Origin of the sequence: Paenibacillus sp. S-12 (assembly GCF_030363895.1) — a bacterium.
GTDB lineage: Bacteria > Bacillota > Bacilli > Paenibacillales > Paenibacillaceae > Paenibacillus_B > Paenibacillus_B alvei.
On record NZ_JASIUF010000024.1, the window covers coordinates 33,046 to 56,799 of the forward strand.

At 47.2% G+C, this 23,754-nt stretch carries 21 protein-coding genes and 1 riboswitch; of the genes, 12 read left to right on the forward strand and 9 right to left on the reverse strand.

Annotated features, from left to right (window positions below; translation table 11 throughout):
- Nucleotides 1-174: 174 nt before the first annotated feature.
- Nucleotides 175-921 (forward strand): YggS family pyridoxal phosphate-dependent enzyme, encoded by a 747-nt coding sequence (locus NO352_RS22390; protein WP_268622658.1) that lies wholly within the window; start codon nucleotides 175-177, stop codon nucleotides 919-921.
- A 49-nt stretch (nucleotides 922-970) separates the two neighbouring features.
- Here NO352_RS22390 and NO352_RS22395 read toward each other — a convergent pair whose 3' ends face one another.
- From NO352_RS22395 to NO352_RS22405, 3 genes are all read right to left on the reverse strand, one after another.
- On the reverse strand, nucleotides 971-2,116 hold the full coding sequence (locus NO352_RS22395) for a DUF4179 domain-containing protein (protein WP_289356800.1): 1,146 nt from the start codon (nucleotides 2,114-2,116) through the stop codon (nucleotides 971-973).
- Nucleotides 2,097-2,681, reverse strand: a complete 585-nt coding sequence (locus NO352_RS22400) for an RNA polymerase sigma factor (protein WP_268622655.1) — start codon at nucleotides 2,679-2,681, stop codon at nucleotides 2,097-2,099. The genes NO352_RS22395 and NO352_RS22400 overlap by 20 nt, the downstream gene beginning before the upstream one ends.
- A gap of 95 nt (nucleotides 2,682-2,776) precedes the next feature.
- A complete protein-coding gene (locus NO352_RS22405) occupies nucleotides 2,777-4,141 on the reverse strand; it encodes an ABC transporter substrate-binding protein (RefSeq protein WP_289356801.1) in 1,365 nt (454 codons plus the stop codon).
- Between the two features lie 292 nt (nucleotides 4,142-4,433).
- Here NO352_RS22405 and NO352_RS22410 point away from each other — a divergent pair, with 292 nt between their 5' ends.
- The 5 genes from NO352_RS22410 (at nucleotide 4,434) to NO352_RS22430 (ending at nucleotide 8,643) form a co-directional block, all read left to right on the forward strand.
- Nucleotides 4,434-5,342, forward strand: coding sequence for an ABC transporter ATP-binding protein (locus tag NO352_RS22410; protein WP_005545670.1), 909 nt, complete (start codon nucleotides 4,434-4,436; stop codon nucleotides 5,340-5,342).
- A gap of 89 nt (nucleotides 5,343-5,431) precedes the next feature.
- Nucleotides 5,432-6,166, forward strand: coding sequence for an ABC transporter permease (locus NO352_RS22415; protein ID WP_005545671.1), 735 nt, complete (start codon nucleotides 5,432-5,434; stop codon nucleotides 6,164-6,166).
- Complete coding sequence (locus NO352_RS22420; RefSeq protein ID WP_005545674.1) at nucleotides 6,167-7,348, forward strand: sensor histidine kinase; 1,182 nt, start codon at nucleotides 6,167-6,169, stop codon at nucleotides 7,346-7,348. It begins immediately after the preceding gene.
- A complete protein-coding gene (locus NO352_RS22425; protein ID WP_005545676.1) occupies nucleotides 7,345-7,950 on the forward strand; it encodes a response regulator transcription factor in 606 nt (201 codons plus the stop codon). Before NO352_RS22420 ends, NO352_RS22425 begins: the two co-directional genes overlap by 4 nt.
- 171 nt (nucleotides 7,951-8,121) lie before the next feature.
- Nucleotides 8,122-8,643, forward strand: a complete 522-nt coding sequence (locus NO352_RS22430) for a hypothetical protein (protein WP_005545678.1) — start codon at nucleotides 8,122-8,124, stop codon at nucleotides 8,641-8,643.
- Nucleotides 8,644-8,941: 298 nt separating this feature from the next.
- Here NO352_RS22430 and NO352_RS22435 read toward each other — a convergent pair whose 3' ends face one another.
- The 3 genes from NO352_RS22435 to NO352_RS22445 all read right to left on the reverse strand — a co-directional run bounded on the left by NO352_RS22435 (nucleotide 8,942) and on the right by NO352_RS22445 (nucleotide 12,686).
- Nucleotides 8,942-9,421 (reverse strand): C40 family peptidase, encoded by a 480-nt coding sequence (locus NO352_RS22435; RefSeq protein WP_005545679.1) that lies wholly within the window; start codon nucleotides 9,419-9,421, stop codon nucleotides 8,942-8,944.
- Nucleotides 9,422-9,424: 3 nt separating this feature from the next.
- Nucleotides 9,425-9,566: riboswitch (cyclic di-AMP (ydaO/yuaA leader) on the reverse strand.
- Between the two features lie 317 nt (nucleotides 9,567-9,883).
- Nucleotides 9,884-10,705 carry a carbamoyl transferase gene (locus NO352_RS22440; RefSeq protein WP_289356802.1) on the reverse strand — a complete coding sequence of 274 codons (822 nt, stop codon included), beginning with the start codon at nucleotides 10,703-10,705 and terminating at the stop codon, nucleotides 9,884-9,886.
- Between the two features lie 4 nt (nucleotides 10,706-10,709).
- On the reverse strand, nucleotides 10,710-12,686 hold the full coding sequence (locus tag NO352_RS22445) for a M1 family metallopeptidase (protein WP_005545682.1): 1,977 nt from the start codon (nucleotides 12,684-12,686) through the stop codon (nucleotides 10,710-10,712).
- A gap of 118 nt (nucleotides 12,687-12,804) precedes the next feature.
- Between NO352_RS22445 and NO352_RS22450 the strand changes: the two genes are divergently transcribed.
- Nucleotides 12,805-13,305 (forward strand): YwhD family protein, encoded by a 501-nt coding sequence (locus NO352_RS22450; RefSeq protein ID WP_005545683.1) that lies wholly within the window; start codon nucleotides 12,805-12,807, stop codon nucleotides 13,303-13,305.
- A gap of 183 nt (nucleotides 13,306-13,488) precedes the next feature.
- On the opposite strand, the gene NO352_RS22455 is transcribed toward NO352_RS22450, so the two are convergent.
- The gene (locus NO352_RS22455; protein ID WP_289356803.1) at nucleotides 13,489-14,697 is read right to left on the reverse strand and encodes an NAD(P)-dependent malic enzyme; all 1,209 of its coding nucleotides are present in this window, start codon (nucleotides 14,695-14,697) and stop codon (nucleotides 13,489-13,491) included.
- A 207-nt stretch (nucleotides 14,698-14,904) separates the two neighbouring features.
- Nucleotides 14,905-15,789 (reverse strand): LysR family transcriptional regulator, encoded by an 885-nt coding sequence (locus tag NO352_RS22460; RefSeq protein ID WP_163978596.1) that lies wholly within the window; start codon nucleotides 15,787-15,789, stop codon nucleotides 14,905-14,907.
- Nucleotides 15,790-16,043: 254 nt separating this feature from the next.
- On the opposite strand from NO352_RS22460, the gene NO352_RS22465 reads away from it, so the two are divergent.
- Both NO352_RS22465 and abc-f read left to right on the forward strand, forming a co-directional pair.
- Entirely contained in the window at nucleotides 16,044-16,196 is a 153-nt protein-coding gene (locus tag NO352_RS22465; protein WP_005545686.1) for an RAxF-45 family protein, read from the forward strand.
- A 106-nt stretch (nucleotides 16,197-16,302) separates the two neighbouring features.
- Nucleotides 16,303-18,288, forward strand: coding sequence for a ribosomal protection-like ABC-F family protein (abc-f, locus tag NO352_RS22470; protein WP_289356804.1), 1,986 nt, complete (start codon nucleotides 16,303-16,305; stop codon nucleotides 18,286-18,288).
- A gap of 75 nt (nucleotides 18,289-18,363) precedes the next feature.
- On the opposite strand, the gene NO352_RS22475 is transcribed toward abc-f, so the two are convergent.
- Nucleotides 18,364-20,433 (reverse strand): transglycosylase domain-containing protein, encoded by a 2,070-nt coding sequence (locus NO352_RS22475; protein ID WP_289356805.1) that lies wholly within the window; start codon nucleotides 20,431-20,433, stop codon nucleotides 18,364-18,366.
- A gap of 397 nt (nucleotides 20,434-20,830) precedes the next feature.
- Here NO352_RS22475 and speE point away from each other — a divergent pair, with 397 nt between their 5' ends.
- From speE to NO352_RS22490, 3 genes are all read left to right on the forward strand, one after another.
- Complete coding sequence (speE, locus tag NO352_RS22480) at nucleotides 20,831-21,658, forward strand: polyamine aminopropyltransferase (RefSeq protein WP_005545692.1); 828 nt, start codon at nucleotides 20,831-20,833, stop codon at nucleotides 21,656-21,658.
- Between the two features lie 31 nt (nucleotides 21,659-21,689).
- On the forward strand, nucleotides 21,690-22,559 hold the full coding sequence (gene speB / locus NO352_RS22485; RefSeq protein WP_289356806.1) for an agmatinase: 870 nt from the start codon (nucleotides 21,690-21,692) through the stop codon (nucleotides 22,557-22,559).
- A gap of 159 nt (nucleotides 22,560-22,718) precedes the next feature.
- Nucleotides 22,719-23,681 (forward strand): alpha/beta hydrolase, encoded by a 963-nt coding sequence (locus tag NO352_RS22490; RefSeq protein WP_483311858.1) that lies wholly within the window; start codon nucleotides 22,719-22,721, stop codon nucleotides 23,679-23,681.
- Nucleotides 23,682-23,754 lie beyond the last annotated feature (73 nt).

Here is a 23,754-nt window from a genome sequence, read left to right on the forward strand (position 1 = left end):
ATCGTTATATTACGATATTAATATATAATGAAAATAAAATCAACATAAGAGGATGAAACTAATAACTGGAATCGGAGGCGCTGGATTCAGCCTTATATTGTGCAGAAGGGGACAGCCTTACCCGATTATGTGTGCTAGAATGGACATAAATCCTAAAATAATGTGGTGATAACGATGCAACTAAGCGATATTGAACATAACATACGAGTGATCCGCGAACGTATCGAGCAGGCTTGTAAGCGCAGTGGGCGCAACCCTGAGGAAGTAAAGCTGATGCTCGTTACGAAGACAGTTCCGGTTGAACGAATTCAGATGGCATTGGACGCAGGGGAGAACTTAATTGGGGAAAATAAAGTTCAGGAAGGACTGCAGAAGCGGGAGCCGCTTACTTCGGCTAATCCGTCGCTAGACTTCCACTTTATCGGCCATTTGCAAACAAACAAGGTGAAGGATGTACTTAAATTTGCAACATGCATTCAATCCGTCGACCGCATGAAGCTGGCTACGGCACTCCATGAGCGGCTGCAAAAGGAAGGCCGTACGATGGATGTCCTTATCCAGGTGAATACATCGTATGAGGAAAGCAAATTCGGCGCTGCCCCAGAGGATGCACTTGCTTTAATTCAGGAGGTAGCCAAGCTGGACACGCTCCGCATTAAGGGGCTAATGACAATCGGGCTGTTCACCGACGATCAAGAAAAAGTACGCAAATGCTTCAAGTTGCTCCAGAATATTCGTCGTGAAGCGCAAGAACTTGCACTGCCAAACGTCAGCATGGAAGTTATGTCGATGGGGATGTCTGGAGATTTCGAAACGGCAATTGAGGAAGGATCAACGCTGGTGCGTGTGGGCTCTGCCATTTTCGGCAAGCGCATCTATCCAGACAGCCACTATTGGAATGAGAGCGTAAAATCCGAATAAATGGGTGGAATAGGGATGGAAGAAGAGAGCCGTGGGGCTCTCTTCTTTTCTATTTCGAAGGTGTAACGGGAAATGTAACTTCGAGCTCGGGGATATATTTGATGAGTGGCTTTCCATCTGCTCCAAAATTGAATTGGGATTTATCCTGCTCATTGATGAGATTTAGATAAGGCTTGATCGTAATGGACGTCGGAATAGGGTCGTATGGCTGGTAAAGTAAATTGAACAAGATCGTTTTCCCGTTGTCCTCATGTAATCCTGAACCGTTTAGCAAATTGACTGTGCGCCCTTTATCATCGTAGATTTCAAATCCAATCGGCAAATCATTAACCGTAATCGAATTGCCATTCGATATTTCTAGCCTTGCGGCGAGACTCGTCGTAATCGGCGTTAATTCCACTTTATTGTATGTGATGGTGAATGGACTGCCAGCTTTCGAAATGTACGGCTTCATGACGACTGAATCCTTTGTTTGCATGGAAACGGGAATCGTCATTTGATAAGGCTCTTTTATGCCTGACACGGTAAGCTTTACCGTTAAATCGAACTTGTCGGGCAAGGATTTTCCTTCTTGATTTCGCATATCGGAGAACATAAGGATCGCCGAATTTTCATTTTCCCCTGGGGAAGTAATGATGCCAACCGAGTGCTGGTTGTATGTATATTCGTCAATCCTTTTTCCATTAATAAGGAGTTGAATATTACTTAAAGATTCCGTTAAGGGTTTGCGGCTACTGCTCTCCTGCAACCCTAATAAGCCCGATCGTTCAATGCCAACTGCCACTCGTACTCCGTCATAGGTTGCTACCGGAATCGAAAGTGTCAGACCATGATGGGTCACACTCTGCCCAGATGAGGTGACAAGTCCTTTTTCGTCAGCTGCCTGCAGACCTAGATCTCCCGCAAGGCGAAAAAGACTGCTCACGCCCGGCACATGTCTCATGGACTCGGCTACCGTGGGAGACAGGAAGGAGACCCCTATTAATAAGACGAATGCAGCGACTGCTGCAGCAATCGATGTGACAATGGAACGGACTGCTGGACTGCGACGTGTTTTACGTGAAGCTTCAACAAATAGTGGCTCGGTATCCAATCGATTCATAATTTGGCCCGTAAAATCGGGATTTGTCGGCGTTTGGCGAATCCATGCCTCTAACTGTTCACTATCTACACCGTTACGATGGCTTGATGACATGCTTATGAAGTCCTCCTTCCTCTGTGGATGGACTGGCTTGATATCGAAGCAGTTTTTTCCGCAAACGTTCATATTTCTTTCGAATCGTCGATGGCTTTAAATCCATAATCTCGCTAATTTCATCGAAGCTATATTCTTCTACGGCCCTTAATAACAAAATATGCCGCTCTTCTGTAGAAAGCTTGTCCAGCAATTGATAAACTAGATCTTCATACTTAATCTCTTGATCATTGATTTGATCGTGTTTCAACAGGGAGAGTATTTTTCGGCGTCTACTTCTGCGGTTCAAAATATCCAAGCAATGATTGTAGGCAATCTTATAGATCCAGGCTGAAAAAGATACCTGAGGCTCGAAAAGGTGGATACGTTGAAAGCCTTTAATAAATATGTCCTGAACAGCGTCCTCGGCTTCTTCCTTGCTGCCCAACAAATAGTAGCAGTATAGATAAATTTGTTTCTGAAATCGATGGATGATATGGGTGTATGCTTCTTTATCTCCGCGCTTGACTTGAGCAATGGCATGTTCTAAAGTCTCAACAGTTTGATAATCTAAGCTGGATGGCATAGCCGTATGGATCCTCCTTTCATACAGCCCGGATTAACAATGCCTTGTTATTGTATAGCTTCACTTTTGGGTAATAAGAGCACTGTTTCAGTGCATTATTTTTCAGATATTTTGTTTTTTGTTTTTTGCAGTGCTTCTTGTCCCTTCACTTCCAACACGGCCATCGCTTCCTCAACGGTCTGCCTATCATCGATAATCGCTTGCAATTCCTCTGACAAGACAGGTTGGAATAATTGATTGAACTCTTTATACGCAGCTGTACTGCCTAGAGATTCCTCGAAAGAAGGTGCTTTTTTGGGCGTAAGCAAATAAAAAGGTTCCGGGCTTTTGCCTTCAATATCTTGGAGCAAGCCAGGGCGTGCCGGCAATTTTCCGTTTACCGTCCGCGATGCGGACATAGCCATGTCCGCGCTATTTACGAACTTGACGAACTCCCATGCCGCCTGCTTATTTGACGAGTCTCCGGCTATCGCAAAAATTTCCGGGACATGCACATTTGCCGATTCATCTGGGGAGGAAGAAGCAACAGGCATAGTAACGATATCCCATTCGAACGATTTCGATGCTTTGTCGAAGAGAGCGCGTGCTTTCAATTCTTTCGCAAGCCAAGGTCCATTGAGTGTCATCGCAGCTTGACCTCTAAAAAAGCCTTCGATCATCTCTTCGCTAGTTCGATTTGAAGCCTGCAGATAGATATATTTATCGCGTATGGCGTCTGTTACAAGTTTTATTGCTTCTCTCCAACCGTCCGAGTTGATAAGCAGCTTGTCTGTCTTTGCATCGAGTAATCGTAACTCGGAGGAAGACACGACCTGCTGTAACATGTGCTCCACACCGTAGTCCTGATATAATCCAACTACTGTCTTTTCGCCAGTGCTCGTATTGGTGAATCTTCTCGATAACTCAAACAATTGCTTCCAGGTCATCTTGTTCGTCGGCACATCAATCTGATGCTGCTTGAACAAATCTCGGTTAAAATACAGGACATCTGCGTAAAAATACGGGGCTAATCCGTATAGCTTGCCGTCTCCTTTCCCCCTAATCATCTCGATAAGTCCGGGAGAAATTGCGTCGATATCGAACTTGTCCTTTGCAATCATAGTTTCGATGTCGTACAGCAGCCCCTGACGCGCATAATCTTCGAACAAATTCTCGTTTAGCAGCAGCACATCAGGCTTATGTGCCTCAATTAATTTCTTTAATTCTACATGGTAGTCCCAAGCGCCGTTTTGCTCGCGATTTACGTGCACGTTATTCATGTTGATGACATCAAATTCGATTTTTGGATACTTCATCTTGAAGAGATTCCCGTAATCGTTATAGAACGACGGTTCATCATAGTACATGACTTTGATTTTTCCACTTTCCAATATCTCATTTTGTTTTTGTTCTCCGTAACAACCGCTTAGTAAAGACATGACAATGATCAGTGCAATTCCACGCTTCCACTTCTTTTTCATGCTATCTCTCCTTTTCTGCTTATACAACGGACAGACATGCTGTTTTGTGACGGGGCTGCCAAAATTAAGGCTTGGGAAAGTCGTTGATTTTAAAAAGTGCCCTTTATATAAAGAAGCGGTCAGCATTCCGAATACTGCCACTTAATTTCTGACATTTGTCATATGCAGTTGATGACATCGTACACTAATTGGTTCAACTACGACTGCCGTACAATACTTACATAAGCAATACGGCAGGTGAACAATCAGCGCTTACAATACAGCAAAAAAGAAAAGTAAAGGATGATCATAGATGACATACGCAATCGAATGTACCAACCTTGTAAAGCAATTTGGCGGCTTTCGCGCTGTAAACAATATCGATCTCCGCTTTGAGCGTGGACAGATTAGTGCACTGCTTGGCCCGAACGGTGCGGGCAAGACAACGACGATTTCCATGATCCTTGGATTGCAAAAGCCGACATCAGGGGAGATCAAGGTGCTTGGCCAACCTGCGGGGACGAAAGAACTTCGGCAGCGGGTAGGTGCCCTCATGCAGGATGTAAAGGCGGCGGACGGCTTGAATGTTGCGGAGGTATTAAATTTGTTCCGGAGTTACTATCGCAACCCGCTTCCGCTATCCAGACTGCTCGACCTATCGGGTCTGCATGCAGAAGCCAAGCGGCGCGCATCCTCGCTATCCGGCGGACAGCGTCGAAGATTGGCCTTCGCACAAAGCCTGGCCGGCAATCCCGAGCTTGTCCTGCTCGACGAACCGACGGTCGGCATGGACGTAGAAGCACGCGATCGCTTCTGGGATACGGTTCGCGCTCTGTCGAACGACGGACGTACCGTTGTGCTTACGACACATGACTTGGAAGAAGCTGATGCAGTATCTGACCATATCGCCATCATTGCAGGAGGGGCGGTAGCGGCCAGCGGAACCTCACAACAGCTCAAGGCGCAAACGACACTGCGGACAGTGTCCTTCAGCTTACAAGTCGAACAGCAGGACGAGGCGCTCATGCAGCTTCCGGGTGTCGTGAAGGTAGAACGTGCATCGGGTAAGATTCGTATCCACGTTCGGAATACAGATGAGGTATTATCCGCGTTGATGCAATCCGGCTGGGGCGTACGTGATATTGATATCCAATCGGCTAAGCTTGAAGATGCCTTCCGTACAATTACAAAATCGCATGAAGCTGCACGTGAAATTATATAACTGCCTACGGTCTACAAATAAACGGATTAGGGAAGAGAGTTTCCCCTCACATATCGAAAAATCGAATCATTTATCAGGAGGAATTATTAATGTTGCAAGCTCAAATCAAAGCAGAGAGTCTGCGAATTATGCGCAGTCCATTCTTCTTACTATTCTCGCTTGGCATGCCAATCGCTTTTTATTTCTTGTTTGCTAGTTTAAATGGTGCATCGAAGTCTATTGAATCAACGACATATGGGGCCTTTTCGTTAATGTCGATGACTGCATTCAGCCTGATCGGCACGGCAATGAGCCAGTTCGGCATTCGCTTAGCATACGAGCGTCGTGACGGATGGACGCGTTTGCTTCGCCTAACACCGCTCTCTCCATCGGTATGGATCGGAGCTAAGATCGTATCGCATATGCTGGTGCATATGCTGGTCATTCTGATTATTTTCCCTGCTGCCTACTTTGCCTATCATATTGAGCTTACTGCTGTACAATGGATGACATGCGGATTGTGGCTGTGGCTTGGAAGCATTCCATTCCTCGCGATCGGCTCGCTTCTTGGAACGATGAAGAGCGCTGACGCATCCATTGCGGTTGCTAATATTTTGCTCATGGGTTTTGCCATCATGGGGGGCTTGTGGATGCCGCTGAAGACATTGCCGGGCTGGATGCAGGCAATTGGGGAATGGCTGCCATCCTACCGTTATGCACATGGTGCATGGAATATGCTTGCTGGCAGTAGTCCTGCACTGCTGGATTGGGCTATTCTACTGGGCTGCGGCATTATCTTCATGGTAATATCGAGTTATATCTTCAACAGACGGGAAGCGATGTAAGTGAACGTAGGTAAGAAGAGATTATTTCCCGAAAAAGAGGGGGTAGAGCCTTATATCTCCCTTGCCAACTTATGTGTGCCTATTTTTTTCCTGCTGCGTGAAACCTCTGCCAAGTTTTGGCTGGGGTTCACGCTGCTTCTGTTTCTCGTGATCGCATTTTGGCTGCAGTACCATTATGAGAAGCAGGTATTGCTATGGTTGACTGTTCAGGTTGTGATTATTCTCATGTTTATCCTATTCTATCACCCTATGTATGCTTATATGGTGTTCATGATCGCGCAGATGATAAGCAAGCAAAAAACAACAGTTATTTTGGGTATAGCTGCTGTCATGACAGTAGGCATTATAATAGGGTTATTTCAACGCTTGGATACCATAACCGTATGGTCTTCCCTGCATACGCTGTTGTTGCCGCCTTTGTTCGGTATCCTATTCATGCCGTTCATCATGCAGGCAGCAGGGCAGTACAAGCAGATGGCGGAACGATTGCAGGCTGCTACGTCACAGCTTGAGCGAATGGCACAGCAGGAAGAGAGACAGCGCATTGCGCGGGAATTGCATGATACACTTGGACATACGTTGTCTTTAATTACGCTGAAGAGTGAAGTGACAGAAAAGCTGATTACACGTAATCCGGAGCGGGCAATTGCAGAAGCGAGGGAAATTCGGGAAACCTCGCGTGCGGCGTTGAAGCAGATGCGTCAGCTCGTAACTGAGATGAAGATCGTTAAGCTTGCAGAGGAATACGAACATGGCAGACAACTTTGCGCAGCTGCAGGAATAGAACTGAGCTTTCAGGAACGTGGAGAGGGTATCGCCCAACCTGCTACAGTCTCAACTATGGTATCCCGATTGCCGCTGTCGGCTCTGCAGGAAACGATTCTAGCCATGTGCTTTCGGGAAACGTTAACGAATGTTGTGAGGCACAGCCAAGCCAAGTGCTGTACTGTATTGCTTGAAGTTGAGGAGTCCTTAGTACGATTGAATATTGCAGATAACGGTGTAGGTATTAATGAGCATCAGCTTAAGCAATCAAGTGGGACGGGCATGGCAGGTCTCAGGCAGCGTCTGCAGCTTGTAGATGGAACACTTGTGGTAGATTCCGCCCCTCACAAAGGGACGGCATTATCGTTAGTTATACCTCGCGTTATTCGTGATGGGAAGGAGAGAGAAGGGCAATGATCCGAGTAATACTTGGAGAAGATCAGCAGATGCTGCGCAGTGCATTAGCCACCTTATTGTCCCTTGAAGGTGATATCGAAGTGGTTGGTCAAGCGGAGAATGGAAAAGTTGCGCTGGAATTAATAGAGGAGCTGCATCCCGATATTGCTGTATTGGATATTGAAATGCCGCTCATGACGGGGCTGGATGTTGCGGATGCGGTCAAGAAAAAAGGATGGGCATGCCGAATCATTATGCTGACAACATTTGCTCGCTCGGGCTATCTCCAGCGTGCAATGGCATCCAGTGTAGGGGGGTATTTACTTAAGGACAGCCCAAGTGATGAATTGTCGGATGCCATTCGCAAAGTATACGCGGGCAAGCGGGTGATGAGTCCCGAATTGACACTAGCGGCTTGGGAGGATCCTTGCCCTTTGTCTCCAAGGGAGAAGGAAGTGCTGAAACTTGCAGAAGAAGGGCAGTCCATGCAGGATATTAGTGCAAAGTTGTTCTTGTCCTACGGAACGGTACGCAATTATATGTCAGATGCGCTCAGTAAAGTCGGAGCGGGCACGCGAATTGAGGCCATTCGAATTGCGCGGGAAAAAGGCTGGCTGGACTAAATAAACAACTGGATGTACAAGATACAGGGCGGCGTGGACGTGAGACGTTTCCTGCAAGTCTTGTCTTATTCAGGTGTGACCCACCATAAACGAATATTTAGCTCATTTTCAGTTTCATTTCAGGATTAACGAACATACTATAGCCATCCCTTACATAAGGAGGTGGAACCAATGAAACGCAATTCAACCGTAGCAGCATGGACATGTCTGATGCTTCTGTTGATGGCATCGCCTGCAGCAGCGCAAAGCAGCAATGGGGAAAATGCTGTGTCAGATAAGGCCAAAGGCCAGACTGCCGTAAGTGTAGCCGCAACGAAGGTAGGACAGTCCAATGCGAAGCAGCAGGATTCGGAGACAGACAAGCAGTTAGAGCAGATACAAGCTCAGATGAAAGAGCTCCGTACAGAAATGAAACAGCTTCATGAGAAAAAGGTTCAATTGCTCGCCAAGAAGCATGGCATTTCGACAGAAGGGAAAAGCAGCAAGCAAATTCGTCAGGAACTGCGTGAGAAATTGGGCATAAAAGGACGACTGTTCCACGAGAAACATCACGATAACGGGAAGCCTGTCGAGGATCGTCAAACGCAGCTTCAGCATGAGGAAGAAAAGCATAAGGCAGCAGCAGACGCAGATGGGCTCACACCAGAAGAGATAAAGGCGAAATTCCAAGAATTAAACGGGTCAGCCAAATAAGTGTGCAGCGCCGATACAAGTATGCTGAATATCCAGATTTTAAATATTGGGACATGCGCGGCAGCGTATGTCCCTGTGTTATATAGGCTAGGAAATTGTGCAGAAACCAAAAGGTAATGATTTCGTAAATATATATAGAAGCATGAATCATTGGCATGCAGAGCTGCATAGGATAAAGGAGCCGAAATGTTACGGATGCGAGGGGATTAAATGAAACAACCCGACGAAAAGGCGCGTAGCGCTTCTCATCGGGTTATGCAGTCGTTCAATAATATTAAGAGTGCAGGAAACTAGTAAGCTATTTATCGTCTGTAGCAATAGACGAAAAGTCATTCTCGCTCAAAACTCGACGAGCACCTACATAGCGCTTCTCGTAGTAGTCCATGCTTAGGCTGTCGATGCGCGTACCCTTGCTAGTCGAAGCGTGTGCGAATTTGTTATCGCCTACGTAAATACCGACATGAGATACACCGTTGCCGCCGCTTGTGTCAAAGAAAACTAGGTCTCCTGGACGAAGCTCGTCTTTGCTTACTTTGTCGCCAGAGTCGAATTGCGACGAAGATGTGCGAGGGAGATCAATTTCGAACTTTTTGAACACGTACTTGGTAAATCCAGAGCAATCAAAGCCACTCGTTGATGTTCCACCATACTTGTACGAAATGCCTAGCAAACCGTCAATCGTGTTGTCCATTTTGGATGCTGCGAATGTGCTTCCCGCTCCGAGCGATGTAAACAAAACGCTCAGCCCGAGTACCGCTGTAACTAGCTTCTTCTTCAAAGGGAAAGCTCCTTCCGTGCCTGCGAGGTTAGCTGGAGGGTTCGGTTGAAGGACCCCTATGATCCCTGTGTTTCAAGATCAATTCACCCGTAAAAACTGGTTCCCCCGCTTTCCGGACTATCCGGAAATTCGGCAATCTGGTTTTGGGATATGTATTGCTGCGTGCGATAGTAACAATTTTGCAAGAGTTAGTGCCGCTTTCATGACAAAGTTGTAATAAATCTAGATTTATTGTAACAGACGATTTTTCCTTTGACAAATATTTTTTGTCCTTGACACGAAAAAAACTTGTCAAATCAGCGTTATTTTTCGCTGATAGACAAGTTTTTTATTTTTCTTATGCTGCTGTGCATCATTTCATCGTAACGCCTTGTAACTTTTGTAATGTTATCACTTCATGATGTCCTTATTTTCATTCCTATCTATTCATTACTTCTTGATCTATTGCTTCATTTATTTTGTTTATTTCATTTGCTGTTCAGCTTCCTGCCATACCGCATGACGAGCAGATAATCCCCACATTTTCAGCATAGTCATAATTGCAGGCAGCGCCTGTTGAATAATGAGTGCGGTAATGCCTGTGAACATTGCGGCAGCGGATGTAGACATAATGCCTATTCCAATTGTAGTTCCGATAAATATTAGAGATAGCCCGAGGATGGGCAGCAGGCGCCGCGTACCAGCCGTCACAGAGCGAATTAATGGTGTATCTGATGCGGCACCAAAGTTCAGGAACAGGAAAAGTTGGTGAACGAGCCAGCCGCCAATAAGCCAAGCGATTGCAAAGGGGGCTATGGCCATAAGCAAGGAAGTAAGAGAATTCGATGTTGACAGTGCATTCGCAGTATAGGGAACGAACCATATGGCAGGGATCGTGATGAGGAGAACTTCTAACAAATATAGGACAAGCATGGGCTTCCATACAAGCTTGATACCTTGAAAGAAGGCCAGCCCCTGCTGCTTGGGACGTGACATAGCATGGAATACGCCCGCATGAATAAAGGGCGTAAGCAGCAAATGGATGGCGATGAAGCCGATAAGGGCCCAAAAGTATGGCATATAGTCATTTGTCTTCATTAGATGGAATTGGCTTTCTGTTAGAAAGAGCTGCTTGCTCATTTCAGTAGGTGCAGGATCTGGGTAGCGGCGCAGGATAGGCGTCACGATTCCATCGACGAAACGGTAGAGGAAGAACCCCCATAACAGTTGGTACAAAAATAGAATAATCCAAATGTAAATATGATCTTTGCACCAATTCCAGCCTGATCGAACATAGGTTTTCACGCGATCACCACCCCAGAATGTTCGTAATTGCTTCGATTACCTTGATAACGGACAAGTTAACCCGCGTACGAATAGGTTCGTCGACATGAGCACGCATGTAATTGTTGATATGCTTGTTTTCGACGACAATAGTGTACAGTGGATCGACCATTACCCAGCTAAGCGGTGTTTTATGGGTTATCGTATACTGAATTCGATCTCCTTCTCCATTCCATGACTTGCGTGTTGTAGTTCCATCGGTAAATCCAAACACGATTGGAATAGAAGGATAATTGGCTCCCAGCTTGCGAATGTGAACAGTCGCTTCATATTTGATAGAGCCATTTGCTTCAATCGTACGAGATTCAATATTTTCTACAGCGAAGTCTGCCATTTGACCGTTGTACACATATTGTTGGAAGAAATCAATCCACTTGCGATTCGTTACCTGTTCAACGACGCGCTGGAAATCGGCTGTTGTTGGATGCTTGAAACGATATTTCTGCGTATAGGTTTTCATGATGCGGTTCATCATCTTTTCTCCAACCTGCTTCTCAATAGCGAGAAGAACCAGCTTGGCACGCATGTACACATTTTCCGCGTAATGATCTTGGTTGTTGTATCGCCAAGCTTCCAGCTTGAGTGGAGCCGGATCTGTAATATAGCTCGCTTGTACCGCATTATTAGGATGTACGCCGAATTCCTGTTCCATCAGCTTATCTTCCGCATAGGAAGTAAAACCTTCATCAAGCCAAGCTTCTTCAAATTCATTAGACGCAAGAATTCCATAGAAATATTGATGCCCAATTTCATGAATGACGGTTCGCTCCAAGTCATAGCCTGGACTCTCATCTTCTGCCCCAAACGCTGTTATCAAGGTTGGATACTCCATACCGCCGGCTCCATTACCTGCCTTAGGTGGAACGACAATGGACAAGGTGGAATAAGGATATTTGCCGTACCATTCGCTGAACTTCGATAATGCGGTCTTGGCAGCGTAGAAATATCGTTCCTTCAAATCCTTATGCTTCGGATCCAAATACAGCTTGATTCGAACTCCTGGAACTTGGCTGGAGGAGAATGGTTCTTCAAAATAAACAAATTTCGGAGAGGCTGACCACGCAAAGTCATGGACGTCATCTGCATAGAATTGATACGATTTTTTCCCGTCCGCAATAACGGGCGTCTTTGTTGGAAATCCAGTTGCAGCAACGATGTAATTGTCAGGCACTTGAATACGCACACTGTAAATGCCGTAATTCGAGTAGAATTCTGAATTGCCATGATATTGGTGAAGATTCCATCCATCGGAGGATCGCCCGCGAACACCTGCTTTTTCAAATGCAGCAATCTTCGGGAACCATTGGCCGGCCATCACAAAATCATCGGCATGACCCATACGTGCAAATACTTTTGGAAGCTTGACTTCGAACTCCATGCGAAGCGTAACTTTTTCCTGACTGCGTACGGGCTTCGTAAGTCGCAGCTTCATGAGTGTTTCGTCCTTCGAATTGCCGTCATCCGGTTGTACGAATTGTGTGCGGTTCATTAAGGACATGCCGTCAACCGTGGATAACGATTTTAACGTCATACCGCCATATCCGTCGGCTGGCAACCTGTCTTCACGCAATCTTCCTCCAGACTCCTTCATGAAGGTCGTGTCCGGCGAACGGAATGCGTTCGGATAAAAATGGAAGTATAATTCATTTACAGTTGCTTTCCCGGGATTGGTCCAAGTGACTGTTTGCTTGCCGATCAGCGTGTGAGTGGACTCGTCCAGCTTAACTTCAATATGATATTCGGCAATACGTTCACTTAGCACCTCCACACTGGGAGTCTCCACAGCTTGCTGCGTGATTGGTTCCTGAACCGCCTGTTTATTCACCTCGGGTCCAAGTGATGGGACGGATCCAGACGGCCAGAACCAAACGAGGAGGAAGCTGCAGGCGGCTAAGAGCAAGGCAGTGAATAAGAGCCGGCGATATACATTGCTTCGGGTCATACGTTTTTAACCTCCCGTTGACAAGCATCTACAGCATGTATATGTTGGCTTTTTGCAGATTATTAGCTAAAATGAAAATGATTTTGAGTTCGTGGGCAAGGAAGGAGTGTACAGTGGAATGGAATCTTCAGATAAGAAAGTTAAGAAGCCGCTGGCTTTGAATGTCATGAGCAGTGGTAAGCATAAAGGATTTGGTTCGGGCAGTATCGATCTGAACAATGTCTCGCCTGTCATCATCGATGAAGGGAAGGCGTACATTGATTTGGGAGCGATGCATGCGAAGAGTAAGGTGGAGCGTGGCATTAAGTTCTCTACTAATAAGGAAGATGTTCCGAACGGACGGCAATGCTGGATCGTATGGGTTGCTGTTGACCGTTCACCAGAAGGTGCGTTCTATGGCGGCTTGGCGGCTTGTGAAATGCTGATTGATGCGGAGGCTAAGCGCGGCTGGAAGATGCTCGCTGATCATGTTAATCGCATGGATTACGCGATGAAGCGCCGTGTGCTCGTCGATGAGCTGAATGCAGAGGATAAGGCTGCGCTGCGTGAGTTGCTTATGACACACAATGCAGAATGGTGGGAACGTACGCCAGAAGAAGTGAAGGAACAGTTATCTTAGTAATAATGGCTTATAAAAGAAGGCCGCTATGCCGATCTCAGGATCAGTACAGCGGCCTTCTTTTATATAACTGTATATAGTGAGTTATCTATCGATAAAGATAGGGCTACATGCTCTATTTAGCTTTACTTAATCATCTAAGGTGATACCCGTTGCTCCAACTAAGGAAAGGTATTAATACGCTTAGACACGGTATATTGGCATCTTGTCCACCCGCGCGGCTCCTGTCTCGATAGCAACCTGTGCAATCGCAGAAGCAACGCTAGGTACAACTCGCTTATCGAGCGGATTCGGAATGATGTAGGTTGGGCTGAGCTCGGCATCCGTTACAATTGCTGCAATGCCGCGGGCTGCCGCCAGCTTCATGTCATCTGTAATGTCGGTAGCGCGAACGTCGAGCGCACCACGGAAGATGCCAGGGAATGCAAGCAGGTTGTTCACTTGGTTCGGGAAGTCGGAACGACCCGTACAAACTACCGCTGCTCCAGCCGCGAGCGCTTCGTCCGGGAAGATTTCCGGAGTTGGATTCGCCATGGCAAAAATAATCGGCTTCTCGTTCATTGAACGAACATGTTCCTGTGTAAGCACCTTGGGTGCGGATACACCGATAAATACGTCTGCCCCGCGTACGGCTTCGGTCAGTGTACCGCGAATATGTTCGCGATTCGTTACCATCGCCATGTCTGCTTGCGCAGGATTCATCCATTCCTCTCCCTCACAAACTACGCCCTTTAAATCCACAAGGGACACATGCTGAACACCTGCCTTCAGCAGCAGCTTCGCGATAGCAATACCAGCAGAACCAGCACCGTTAATCACGGCGCGAATGTTCGACATTTGTTTGTGTACGACTTTCAGCGCATTCATCAAAGCAGCAAGCAGTACAATGGCAGTGCCGTGCTGATCATCGTGGAAGATCGGGATATTCGTCTCTTCCTTCAGGCGCCGCTCAATTTCGAAGCAGCGTGGTGCAGAAATATCCTCCAGGTTAATACCGGAGAAAGTCGGCTCCATGTTTTTGACGATATTGACAATTTCGTCTACATTTTGCGTGGAGAGACAAATCGGGAACGCATCGACATTGCCGAACTGCTTGAACAGCATGCATTTGCCTTCCATGACCGGCATAGCCGCATATGGGCCGATATCGCCTAGTCCAAGAACGGCGGAACCGTCTGTAACGACGGCGATCATGTTGCCGCGTAACGTATATTCATTGGCCGCATTCTTATCATTTGCAATAAGTCGGCATGATTCAGCTACGCCTGGTGTATATACAAGGCTCAAATCCTCTGGGGAATTGACCTCAATTTTGCTTGTTACTTCAATTTTGCCTTGCAGCTTCTTATGAAGTTGTAACGATTCCTCTTTGATGTCCAGTGCTACTGGCATACTACAATCAGCTCCCTGTTATTCTCTCCGAGGAGGCTTACCCTTCCGCCAATGGAATTGCAGATAAGCCTCATGCTACATTGTGCTACGTTAACAGAGAAAAGGGAAATACGTTCCGCATATAAGCTAATAAATTTTATTTATGATCAATTTGGTGAATAACTTTTTTGTGATTTTATAATCGTTCTCTGGATCTATTATGCATCTCTACACGCCCTGAAGTGGCATCTCACGCATACATTCAATCATACTGAGGCAGTCCTTCGACAGATGGTGGTCTTCTTTCCAGCACAGTTGAATATAAAAGGGCATTGGCTCTTCCAATGGGACGGTTACAAGGCCAGGCATATTCTGCACCGCCATCGAGACGATCAAGGAAATGCCGGCACCGGAGGCTACCATCGACTTCACGGTTTGGATTTCATCCGACTCAAATACAATTTGCGGCTTGAATCCATAATGGGTGCAGGCCTTCATGAGCTGTTCATGGTGTACATAAGCATTTGTCAGCACGATAAAGTGCTCTTCCTTAAGCTCTGCAATGGATATCGATTTACGCTTCGCTAAAGGGTGATCATCCGGTACACATACAGTCAAATGATCCTCATAGAGCAGCACGGAGTGAAGACCAGCAATTGGTTCTTTATTCTGTTGCCCGATGATGCCGAGATCCAGCTTGCCCTCTCGAAGCAGTTCTGTTGTTACACGGGAGCCGTATTCCGTTACTTTGAATTGCACGTGCGGATATCGCTTTCTTATGTAAGCGAACATGGACGGGAATAAATAGGCCCCAATAATCGGCGGCAGACCGAAATGAATACTGGAGCTGTTATAATTGCGAACTTCCATGATAGCCTCATCAATTTCAGACAAAATGTTATCTACCCGGGCTAGAAATAAAGCTCCTTCCGCTGTGACGCGCACGGCCTTCTCCTTCTTGTTGCGTTCGAGCAATTGTACGCCCAAGAACTCTTCCAGCCGATTAACGGCCGCTGTTACGCAAGGCTGGGACACATAGAGCTGTTCAGCCGCTTTGGTAAAGCTGTGCTGCTCACTAACCGCCTTGAAATATTCCAGTTCCCGCAAATTCATGATGCTTGGTTCCCTCCGATATGATAATCCAATGCGAGTCCTATTCTACAAGAAACGAGAAGGTTCTTCGATGGATAAAGATTACAATTAAATGAATTTATGAATAATTGCTGTATACAGAGATGACTATAATGACATACGAAGGAACGATGAAAGGGGATTCAGAGGTCCCTTTACGGAGCTCATGAATTGAGGTATAATATACCAATATAGTGTTCTTTGAAGAAGAACAGGAACAGGAGGTGAGGTAGGAGATGAACTTTAGTACGTCGAGTATTCGTATTGGCCAATTGCCAGTGGCTATATTTGGCATTATCCATGATGCAGCCCTCAACGGGATACGTATGTCCATTTTTACCTATACGAATACGATAATACGGCGTGAAGACTCTCCTGCCTTAACCTGATCGGATTAGGTTTATGCAAAGGCTGTAGGGATTTTCCCTGCAGCCTTTTTTATGTTCTGGATCGGGAGGCAAGTGTCGTGCACACGCCCCGAGGAGGATAATGAACGTGATACTAAGCCTTTGGCATGTGAAAAAATATTATGGAGCCAATTTGGTGCTCTCGGATGTTTCATTTGAAGTAAAAGAAGGAGAAAAGGTTGGCCTGATTGGCCGCAATGGCTCTGGGAAAACAACAATTTTACAAATGTTGAACGGCGCTTCCATGCCGGATCAAGGGGATATTTTTATACGCAAAGGCGCGGCTGTAGGGCTGCTTGATCAGGTTCCTTCTGCGCCGGAGTCTGCTGCGGTATATGATGTACTGGCAGAAGGATATGCAGAAGTGCGCAAGTGGGAGCAGGAGATGAAGCGAATGGAAGCGGCAATGTCAGATCCTTCAACAGCCGAAGACGAGGGGCAGATGTCTCAATTGCTGCAGCAATATGGCCAACTGATGGAGCGATTCGAGCGGGCAGGCGGCTATGAAATGGAGGCTTCCATTCGGCGGGTCAGTGCCGGACTTGGAATCACAGAAGAGCAATACAATCGTCCTTTCTCCTCACTTTCCGGGGGAGAGAAGACGAAGGTAGGGCTCGCTGCACTGCTGTTGAAGCAACCGGACATTTTGCTGCTTGATGAACCTACCAATCATCTGGATATGGCAGCCATCGAATGGCTGGAATCTTTCCTGCTTGCTTATTCAGGAGCCGTGATGATCGTCTCGCATGATCGGTATTTTCTTGATCGTGTGGCCGGTAAAATGGTGGAGATTGAGGACGGAGAGGCATTCATCTATCATACGAACTATTCCGGTTATCAGAAGGAGAAGGAAGAAAGGCTGCTGCAGCAATTTGCCAGCTATCAGGAACAGCAGAAGAAGATTAAGAAGATGCAGGAGACGATTAAGCAACTGATCGAATGGGGAAATCGCTCGAACCCGCCGAATCCGGGCTTCCATCGCCGTGCCGCTTCCATGCAGAAGGCGCTCGACCGGATGGAGAAGCTGAAGCGTCCTGTGCTGGAACGGCGAACCATGGAATTAAAGCTGAAGCAGGAGGATCGCTCTGGCAAGCAGGTGCTCACGCTTGATGGAATCACTAAGGTGTACGGCGGGCGAAAGTTGTTGAACCAAGTGAACGGGCTGTTGTTATACGGTGAACGTACTGCCTTGCTTGGTGGCAATGGGGCAGGGAAAAGTACATTAATGAAAATGCTGCTTGGCCACATTGCTCCAGATGAGGGGGATATTCGCGTCGGTTCGCGTGTGGATGTAGGCTATCTGGCACAGGAAGAAGCACCGCCTGCTGAGGATAAAACGGTGCTCCGATATTTTTGCGAGACAGTCGCGATGGAAGAAGGAGCGGCCAGAGGGGAGCTTGCCAGATTCCTATTCTACGGTGCTGATGTATTCAAGCGAATTGCGAATCTGTCGGGCGGAGAGTGGAGCAGGCTCCGGCTTGCCTTGCTTATGTATCAGAAGCCGAATTTGCTGTTGCTTGATGAACCGACCAATCATCTGGATATCGACTCAAGAGAAGCGTTGGAGGAGGCACTGGAGTCTTTCCCTGGAACGCTGCTGGTTATTTCGCATGATCGGTATTTCATTAATCGAGTTGCGCGTAAGCTGTGGGTGCTGGAACAGACACAGCTCTCTGTTCATATCGGTAACTACGATGAGTGCAAGGAGAAGCTGCAGTCCTGGGTGAGTCGAGCCAGACATCTAGAATCGATGCCAGTGGCTCCGCATGCAGCTACGAATGTGTCGGAGCAGAGTCCGCAAGCGCGTCAATCAAAGTCTGGCGGCGACAAGATGAATGCAGGAGGATACCGCAATCAGGCACAAGGAAAACGGAAAGATCAGCCCGTACGACAATGGGAGCAGGAAATAGAAACTGTAGAAGAACAGCTTTGTCAACTGGAAGAGGAGATGGCTGCATTGTCTACAGAAGGAGATAAGGATGTTGATTGGACACAACTGCTTGGAAGACAGCATGTGCTGCGCGAGCAATTAGATGAGCTGTATCGTGGCTGGATGGCCGTAGAGGAGCAGTAAGGCCAAAACAACAATAGCGAATACACAGCCCCTAGACTGCAATGCAGCTAGGGGCTGTGTTATAGATGGATGGCATTACTCACTCCACCAGCGCTTCAAGTGCTGCCACCACGAGCGTTTTTCCAATTCTTTTGTCGGCCGCTTCTCTTCGTTTTTTCGCGGCTCTGCCGGTGATTGAACATGGAGTTCACACCATTCAGTGGGCTCTGTTCCGCTGACGAAGGTCTCCAGACGCTTATTAGGGCAGTTATCGCCTGCTAGTTTACCTGTATCGGTATCAATATAGACGCTGACGACATTGTCTGGAACCGTAAATATTTTAGGTGGTACATTGGACAATGCCTGTTCCGTATATTCAGCGAATATCGGAGCAGCCTTATGGGACTCTGTCACTGAAATCATTCTGCCCTTGTCATATCCGACCCAGACTGCTGTTGAGAGTTCTGGCGTGTACCCGACGATCCAGGCATCCGTATCTGTCGTTCCCGTTTTACCGGCAACAGGGCGCTTCATGCTAGGAGCTACGCGGCTGCCGGTGCCGCCGGATTCGAATACACTTTCCATCAGGCTGGTAAGCACGTAAGCATCTGCTGGCTTAACTACCTGCTCCGCTTGAACAGGCGGCGCTTCGTATAAGACATTGCCACTGCTGTCGATAACCTTCAATACGGAACGGGGAATTGCGCGTTTGCCCTCATTGCTGAATACACCGTATGCGGATGCCATCTCGATCGGGCTAACAGGGAATGTGCCTAGCGCTAGAGAAGGGAGAGGCTTCATGCTGCTGTCAATGCCGAGACGACGCGCAAGGGATATAACCTCTTCAGGCCCGATCTTCATCATTGTGCTTACCGCATAGATATTGTCAGATACCGCCATAGCATGGCGTAAATCAATATTACCGTAATACTTGCCGCCATAGTTGCTTGGCTTATATTGTTGTCTGCCATTGTCATACGTAAATGTAGACGGCTGGCTGACGAAGTGAGTCACTGCTGTGATGGCTCGCTTCTCGAGCGCTGCCAAGTAGACAAATGGCTTGAAGGACGAGCCGGGCTGGCGAGTATTTGCGAACACGCGATTATATTGATTCATGCGATAATTTTTTCCGCCGACCATCGCCTTCATATAGCCGTTACGGGGATCAATAGAGACAAGAGCTGCTTGTAAATCTCCTTCCACGGGAATAAATTTCGATATCGCTTGTTCGGCTGCTGCCTGTGTCCGCTTATCAAGCGTCGTGTATACGCGCAAGCCTCCGGCCTCTACTTGCTGGTCGGGAATGCCGAGCAAATCGAGCTCCTGTCGGACATAATCACGGAAATAAGGAGCTACAAGCAGTTCGCTTCGCTCCTCCTTAGGCCGAATGGCTACCGTTTCATTGTAGGCGTTCTGCGCCTGCTTCTGTGTAATATATCCGGTCTCCACCATACCCTGGAGTACAACTTTTTGTCTGTCCTTAGCATTTTTCATATTGAAATAGGGTGAATAATAGCTTGGTCCGCGTGGAATGCCAGCTAAAATTGCACTCTCTGCCAGCGTTAGGTCACGGGCCTTCTTGCCAAAGTAAAGCTGTGCTGCGGCCTCGATACCGTATGCGCCGTGTCCGTAATATACTTGATTCAGATATTGCTCTAAAATATCGTCTTTGCTGTATTTCATCTCCAGTTGAAGCGCATATTGCGCTTCCTTCACCTTGCGAGCCCATGTCCGCTCGTGGTTGAGATACAGATTGCGGGCAAGCTGCTGCGTCAAGGTGCTGGCTCCCTGTTTTTTAGACATCGATTCAATATTGACGAGCATTGCGCGTGCGATTCCTTTGAAGTCGATGCCGACATGATGGTAGAATTGCCGATCTTCTGTTGCAATGGTTGCATGAATGACGTCTGGAGCGATATCGGACAGTCTGACCGAGTGCTGCTGCTTCTGACCGCTTGCCAATGACGTTAGTTCCGCTCCATGACCGTCGTAGATGATAGAGGGCTGTTGCATATCGGACGCTGGCAGATCCGTTACATACAGATATCCAAGCAGGATGCCGCAAGCACCTAAAAGGAGCGCAACCGAACAACCTGTTATTTTGAGCCAACGGCAAATCCTGAGCCTCCGTTTGTCCTCTGTCTTCTTACCGCTTAACCGCTGCATGGCAGCGCCTCCTGTTCGACCGTCAACGGGCTATTTAGTGGTTACCATTCAGTATGGAAAAAGCGGAGGAAGGTTATTCCTTTTGATTAGTAATTTTTCACATTTTGTGCACTGAAAAAGGGTTGGAAACTATGAAAAGCAGAATATTCAAGAGCATTTGTCACAATTTCAAAAATCCAGTGGTGAAGCGGCTTTCAGAGCTTTGATAGTTCTGAAAATTGTGCAAATATTCAACTTGACTTCGGAAAATGATTGCATTTTGGGGGGGAACCGATATAATACTTTGTGTTTGGTGCAAAATGGAGATGAAGTGTTACGAATGTTACACATAGGAACCATTACGAGCATTTCGGGAACTAAGCCAACGATACCATGATTATGAAAGAAGGTTGATGTTATGGAATTGTGGTTTACAGAGAAGCAAACGCCTACCTTTGGCATTACGGCAAAAATCCGCGAGACATTCGTGGAGGAGCAAACGCCGTTTCAGCATTTAGCGATGCTGGATACCGAAGAATTTGGACGGATGCTCGTACTGGATGGCATGGTTATGACGACGATCAAAGACGAGTTCGTATACCATGAGATGGTGGCACACCCGGCCCTTGTAACTCATCCGAATCCGAAAAAAGTACTTGTCGTCGGCGGCGGCGACGGCGGAGTTATCCGCGAAATCATGAAGCACCCTGGAGTAGAGAAGGCAGTTCTCGTTGAAATCGACGGCAAAGTCATCGAATACTCCAAGCAGTATTTGCCTGAAATTGCAGGCGAGCTGGACAACCCGCGTGTAGAAGTTATCGTGAATGATGGATACATGCATATTTTGAACAGCAAGAATGAATATGACGTCATTATGGTTGACTCCACAGAGCCGGTAGGCCCTGCGGCGCCGTTGTTCGAGCGCGGCTTCTATCAAGGCATCTATGATGCATTGAAGGAAGATGGCTTGTTCGTTGCACAGACGGACAACCCTTGGTTCAAGGCTGACTTAATCCAGCAAGTAAACCGTGACGTGAAGGAAATTTTCCCGATTGTACGCGTATACGGCGCGAACATTCCGACCTATCCAAGCGGTCTCTGGACGTTCACAATGGGCAGCAAGCAGCACGATCCGCTGCAAGTGGACGAAGCGCGGATTCCGGAAATGGAGACGAAGTATTACTCTCCTCGTCTGCACAAAGCAGCCTTCTGTCTGCCTAAATTTGTAGAGGATTTGTGCAAATAAGACAGTGCACGAAGAAGGAGGAGCTTAGACGATGAAATTGGATCAAAAATATTCGGGCAATGTATTCATTTGCAGCTCTGATGATTACGAAGGAGCAAAGGCCGTCATTTATGGCATGCCAATGGATTACACGGTATCCTTCCGCCCAGGTTCACGCTTCGGCCCAGGCCGTATCCGTGAAGCATCGGTAGGCTTGGAAGAATACAGCCCATATCTTGATAGAAGCATTGAGGAATTGAATTACTTCGATGCAGGCGACCTGCTGCTGCCATTTGGCAATGCGGCGAAGAGCCTGGACATCATCGGGGAATTCGTAGGCAAGCTGCTAAGCGATGGGAAGTTCCCAATCGGCCTTGGCGGGGAGCACCTAGTGACATGGCCAGTCCTGCAAGAGGTGTACAAGAAATACCCTGATCTCGCGATAATTCATATTGATGCGCACGCTGACTTGCGGGAGCAGTATGAGGGTGAGCCTTTGTCTCATTCCACACCAATCCGCAAGGCTGCTGAAATGATCGGCGGCAAGAAAGTGTACCAGTTCGGTATCCGCTCTGGTTCGCGTGAAGAGTGGACGTACGCTCGCGAGAACATCAATTTCTTCCCGTTCGATGTAGCGGAGCCTCTGAAGAAGGTTCTGCCTGAGCTGGCTGGTCGTCCGGTCTATGTCACGATTGATATTGACGTGCTTGATCCAAGCTGCGCACCGGGAACAGGAACGGCAGAAGCGGGCGGCATTACGTCGAAGGAATTGCTTGAAGCGGTTCATTCGATTGCTCGTTCGGATGCCAATGTTATCGGATGTGACTTGGTGGAAGTGGCGCCAATTTACGATCCAACCGAGCAGACGCCGATTACGGCGAGCAAGATCATTCGTGAGATGCTGCTCGGGTTCGTGAAGTAATGTAGTCTGTAACAAAGCAGCATCGTCCAAGCGCACGGAATCTGCATGCAGCAGAGGAAGTGCGCTTGTTTTTGTAATGAAGCAGCAAAAAGGCAGGGCTTAGACATGCGTTACAGTCCCCTTTAAAATAAAGAGAAAGGGAGGATGAGAATGGGTAAGATGAAGATTTTACTTATTACGATCGCAACCATATTCATTATAATTATCGTTGCATTAGGATTCATAGGGAATCACTTCTACAACATCGCGCTTAATCCGGAGACGGAGCGTCCGTTCCTTGACAACAATCCGGATCTTAATCGGGCGGTTCCGACGATGCAAGTAGATGAACAGGAGACGCAAGAAAATGAGATGGCAAAAGAATGGATCGAAACGAAGCATCACGACGAGGTCACGTTAGCTTCTTTTGATGGTTTGAAGCTGCAGGGCTATGAGTATCGGCAAGAGCACCCCACGAATAAGTGGGCCATTGTCGTTCATGGCTATACGAGCTCCGGCAAGCAGATGTCGTATGCGGTTAAGAGATTTTATGATAAAGGCTATCATGTACTGCTCGTCGACTTGCGAGGACATGGAAAGAGTGAAGGCTCCTATATTGGGATGGGCTGGCATGATCGATTAGACATGATGGGTTGGATTCGCCAAATCGTTGAAGCTGATCCCGAGTCTCAAGTTGCTCTGTATGGGGTATCTATGGGAGGAGCGACGGTTATGATGACCTCGGGAGAAGAACTTCCTGCGAATGTCAAGGTGATTGTAGAGGACTGTGGATATACGTCAGCCTATGATGAGTTCACTTACCAATTAAAGCGGCTGTTTCATTTGCCTGCCTTCCCAATCATGACGGCTTCCAATGTGGTGTCTAATATAAGAGCCGGCTATGACTTAAAGGACGCCTCTGCTTTGAAGCAGGTAGCTAAGAGCAAGACTCCTATTCTATTCATTCACGGTGATTCCGACACGTTTGTCCCTTATGAAATGGTTCAAGAGTTGTATGATGCGGCAAAGGTCGAGAAAGATCTGTTGGTCATCAAGGATGCAGGACACGGAGGCGCTCACCTTGCTGGAGCGGTGTATTGGAATAAAGTATGGGAGTTCACAGATAAGTTTATGAAGTCCTAACGAAATGAATAAAAAGACTCGCATAAAGAATGGAAAGTCTTGCAAATGAATAGAAGCCCTGCTCCTTTCAAGG

Bases quoted from the DNA above. Each gene is read 5' to 3' on its own strand.
- speB (WP_289356806.1), top strand. From the start codon at position 21,690: ATGAAATTGGATCAAAAATATTCGGGCAATGTATTCATTTGCAGCTCT.
- speE (WP_005545692.1), top strand. From the start codon at position 20,831: ATGGAATTGTGGTTTACAGAGAAGCAAACGCCTACCTTTGGCATTACG.
- NO352_RS22430 (WP_005545678.1), top strand. From the start codon at position 8,122: ATGAAACGCAATTCAACCGTAGCAGCATGGACATGTCTGATGCTTCTG.
- NO352_RS22405 (WP_289356801.1), bottom strand. From the start codon at position 4,141: ATGAAAAAGAAGTGGAAGCGTGGAATTGCACTGATCATTGTCATGTCT.
- NO352_RS22395 (WP_289356800.1), bottom strand. From the start codon at position 2,116: ATGTCATCAAGCCATCGTAACGGTGTAGATAGTGAACAGTTAGAGGCA.
- NO352_RS22465 (WP_005545686.1), top strand. From the start codon at position 16,044: ATGAACTTTAGTACGTCGAGTATTCGTATTGGCCAATTGCCAGTGGCT.
- NO352_RS22490 (WP_483311858.1), top strand. From the start codon at position 22,719: ATGAAGATTTTACTTATTACGATCGCAACCATATTCATTATAATTATC.
- NO352_RS22475 (WP_289356805.1), bottom strand. From the start codon at position 20,433: ATGCAGCGGTTAAGCGGTAAGAAGACAGAGGACAAACGGAGGCTCAGG.
- NO352_RS22425 (WP_005545676.1), top strand. From the start codon at position 7,345: ATGATCCGAGTAATACTTGGAGAAGATCAGCAGATGCTGCGCAGTGCA.
- NO352_RS22400 (WP_268622655.1), bottom strand. From the start codon at position 2,681: ATGCCATCCAGCTTAGATTATCAAACTGTTGAGACTTTAGAACATGCC.
- NO352_RS22460 (WP_163978596.1), bottom strand. From the start codon at position 15,789: ATGAATTTGCGGGAACTGGAATATTTCAAGGCGGTTAGTGAGCAGCAC.
- NO352_RS22450 (WP_005545683.1), top strand. From the start codon at position 12,805: ATGGAATCTTCAGATAAGAAAGTTAAGAAGCCGCTGGCTTTGAATGTC.
- NO352_RS22410 (WP_005545670.1), top strand. From the start codon at position 4,434: ATGACATACGCAATCGAATGTACCAACCTTGTAAAGCAATTTGGCGGC.
- NO352_RS22455 (WP_289356803.1), bottom strand. From the start codon at position 14,697: ATGCCAGTAGCACTGGACATCAAAGAGGAATCGTTACAACTTCATAAG.
- NO352_RS22415 (WP_005545671.1), top strand. From the start codon at position 5,432: ATGTTGCAAGCTCAAATCAAAGCAGAGAGTCTGCGAATTATGCGCAGT.
- NO352_RS22390 (WP_268622658.1), top strand. From the start codon at position 175: ATGCAACTAAGCGATATTGAACATAACATACGAGTGATCCGCGAACGT.
- NO352_RS22445 (WP_005545682.1), bottom strand. From the start codon at position 12,686: ATGACCCGAAGCAATGTATATCGCCGGCTCTTATTCACTGCCTTGCTC.